The organism is Sulfuricurvum sp., from assembly GCF_049305995.1.
Classification (GTDB): domain Bacteria; phylum Campylobacterota; class Campylobacteria; order Campylobacterales; family Sulfurimonadaceae; genus Sulfuricurvum.
This window is the reverse complement of the sequence record NZ_JBAQPS010000357.1, coordinates 1-3,207: the sequence shown is the minus strand read 5'-3', so window position 1 is coordinate 3,207 and position 3,207 is coordinate 1. Positions and strand designations below refer to the sequence as shown.

Here is a 3,207-nt window from a genome sequence, read left to right as displayed (position 1 = left end):
GAGTTTAGATTCTCCCAGAGATTGGGAAAATTATGGCGTTTTAGATATTGTCGCGAATACCAAGGTCAGCAACTAACTTATTGTAACTTACGCGATTTGTACGTTTCAAATAACGCATCAAACGACGACGTTGCCCAACCAGCTTCAAAAGACCAAGACGTGAACTATGGTCTTTTTTAAATGTTTTGAGATGTTCAGTAAGATCTGAAATACGAGTTGAGAGAAGAGCAATTTGAACTTCACTTGAACCTGTATCTCCTTCTGCTTTTTGGTATTGCTTGATGATTTGCGCTTTTTTCGCCGTATCTAAAGCCATGGTAGCCTCCTGATGGGTATATTAATTTACTCGCCTAAAGCAAGTAGAGGCGAAATTATAGCAAAAAATTCCCATTTTGCAGCAAGAGTTTTCCAAGAATTGCTACGGTATTTTTTAGTTATAATATCTCCCTAATATTTAAGGGGGATGCACTATGTTGATGACTCGTGCCAGCGAATATGCTTTGTTATCACTGATCGTTTTAGCTAGAGCAGGTCGCGCATTGGATGCAGATACCCTCTCCAAAGAACTTGATATTTCCAAAAGTTTTTTAGCAAAAATTCTCCAATCGTTAGCACGCCAAGGTATCCTAAACTCCTACAAAGGAGTAAATGGAGGATTTGAACTGGCACGGACAAGCTCTAAAATTACCGTTTTGGAAGTAATGGAAGCAGCTGAGGGAAAAGGACCAGCTGTTTTCAGTTGTTCACCATCGCTCGAAGATTGTCCGTCTAATAAAGCACTCAGTTGTGGACTTTGGCCATTTTTGAACCGATTACAAGGGAAAGTGGACGGTTTTTTAGGAACCCTTACCCTCGAAGCTATTTTGGAAGAGTGATACTTGGCTAAAACAAAAAATAAAACTCCCGATATTAAAACTATTTTATCGGCTCTTTTTGCTTCACGCGATCTTAGTGTTGTTTTTTTTGTTATGTCGATTTTAGCAATTATTATTGTCCCATTGCCAAGTACTTTACTCGATTTAATGTTGGCTGTTGTTATTGCACTTTCAGTTTTGATTTTACTTATTTCTCTTTATATTCCAAAACCAACCGATTTAACAACTTTTCCGACACTATTGTTGGTTATCACTCTCTTTCGCTTAGCCCTAAATATCGCAACAACCCGTATGATTCTTAGCCATGGGCATGAAGGTCCTGAAGCCGTCAGTGATATTATTACCAGCTTCGGAAATTTTGTTGTCGGTGGAAATATGGTGATTGGAATCATCGTTTTTGTCATTTTGGTTTTAATTAATTTTATGGTTATTACCAAAGGTTCGGGACGGGTTGCTGAAGTTGCAGCTCGTTTTACCCTTGATGCGATGCCCGGTAAACAGATGGCGATTGATGCTGATTTAAACAGTGGGTTAATTGATGAATCTCAGGCAAAAGCACGTCGTGCCGAGATTTTACAACATGCCAACTTTTACGGAGCAATGGATGGGTCGAGTAAATTCATCAAAGGGGATGCCGTTGCCGGTATTATTATTACTATTATTAATATTATTGGTGGTTTTTTAATCGGTGTTTTCCAATTTGACTTAGATGTAGCAACCAGTGCAGAGACCTTTACCCTCCTTACTATCGGGGATGGTCTCGTTTCTCAAATTCCAGCATTAATTATTTCTACAGCAACCGGTATCATGATTACTCGCGGTTCCAATGATGAAGGAGGAAATTTTGCTGAAGGAAGTATCAATCAACTGATGGGTAATGCCCGAACTATGATGATTGTTGGTTTCATCATGCTTCTTTTTGCCATGGTTCCTGGGTTACCGACTCTTTCTATGGGATTTGTCGGATTGGTTTTTGCCGGGCTAGGTTACGCTTTGTATAAATACGAACGGGGCGAATTGGTACTTACCTCCGCTCCAATAGTAGTTAAAAAAAACAGTTCTACTTCAGGAAATGATACAGGCTCTACAACAGAATCCACTCCATCAGCACCACGTAAAAAAACCAATGAGGAGATTGCCAAAGAGGAAGAAGCGGCTCTCGAAGATATTCTCAAAATCGAAATGCTTGAACTCACTCTTGGTTATCAACTCATCCGCCTAGCAGACAATACACAAGGGGGAGATTTACTGGAACGTATCCGCTCAATGCGGCGTAAAATCGCTTCGGATTTTGGGTTTTTAATGCCTCAAGTCCGTATTCGTGATAACCTCCATCTCAAACCAAATCAGTATGAAATTCTCCTAAAAGGGGTCAATATCGGAGATGGAATAATTCAACCGGATCGCTATCTTGCAATGGATAGCGGTATGGTTATGGGCGAAATTCAAGGAGAACCAACCAAAGAACCGGCATTTGGTCTGGATGCTCTTTGGATCGATCCTACACTCAAAGAAGATGCGATTATTAACGGCTACACTGTTGTCGATCCAGCCACTGTCATCTCAACCCATATGAGTGAATTGGTCAAAAAACATGCTGAAGAGCTCCTCACCCGTCAAGAAACTCAATCGCTTATCGAGAAAATCAAAAACGATTATCCTGTTGTAGTAGATGATCTTCTCAAAGTAGCAAATATCGGACTTATTCAGAGAGTATTTAAAGCACTCTTGCACGAAAAAGTCCCTCTTAAAGATATGATTACCATCTTAGAAACTATCGCCGATGTTGCTGAATATACCAAAAGCATTGATACGATTACGGAACATGTCCGCTCTAAACTCTCTCGTATCATAACTCAGTCGTATACAGGATCAGACGGTATCATTCGGCTTCTGACATTTGATACCATGAGTGAGCAGCGTATGCTCGAAAAATCGCAAGAGCGTGACGGAGTCAAACAGCTTCTCCTCAATGTCGGCGAAATCAATGGTCTCATCCAAGCAACCAGTCTGAAAGCAACAGAGCTTCTCCAAAAAGGGATCTCACCGATCGTCATTATCGTTGATCCGAAACTTCGTCGTCCATTAGCTGAGATTTATGAGCGATTCAGTCTCGATATCGTAGTCCTCTCTCATGCCGAAATCGATTCGAATGCTAAATTCGAAGTGCTCGGTTCCATTACTTTAGATACCAAATAGGAATATTATGAAAAAAACCATTTACCATCTCTCCCACATCGATCTCGACGGCTACAGCTGCCAGCTGGTTATGGCACAAACATCGCATACAATGATCAGTTTTAATGCCAACTACGGTGCCGAAGTAATGGAC

General features: G+C 40.7%; 3 protein-coding genes and 1 pseudogene. 3 read left to right on the top strand and 1 reads right to left on the bottom strand.

Annotation, left to right across the window (positions count from 1 at the left end):
• Positions 1–40 precede the first annotated feature (40 nt).
• Positions 41–316, bottom strand: coding sequence for a 30S ribosomal protein S15 (gene rpsO, locus WA010_RS12030; RefSeq protein ID WP_422557356.1), 276 nt, complete (start codon positions 314–316; stop codon positions 41–43).
• Between the two features lie 154 nt (positions 317–470).
• Between rpsO and WA010_RS12025 the strand changes: the two genes are divergently transcribed.
• The 3 genes and pseudogenes from WA010_RS12025 to WA010_RS12015 form a co-directional block, all read left to right on the top strand.
• The gene (locus WA010_RS12025) at positions 471–875 is read left to right on the top strand and encodes an RrF2 family transcriptional regulator (RefSeq protein WP_422557355.1); all 405 of its coding nucleotides are present in this window, start codon (positions 471–473) and stop codon (positions 873–875) included.
• A gap of 3 nt (positions 876–878) precedes the next feature.
• A complete protein-coding gene (gene flhA, locus WA010_RS12020) occupies positions 879–3,074 on the top strand; it encodes a flagellar biosynthesis protein FlhA (RefSeq protein WP_422557354.1) in 2,196 nt (731 codons plus the stop codon).
• Positions 3,075–3,081: 7 nt separating this feature from the next.
• Positions 3,082–3,207: pseudogene (locus WA010_RS12015) on the top strand (phosphoesterase); the annotation flags it as partial.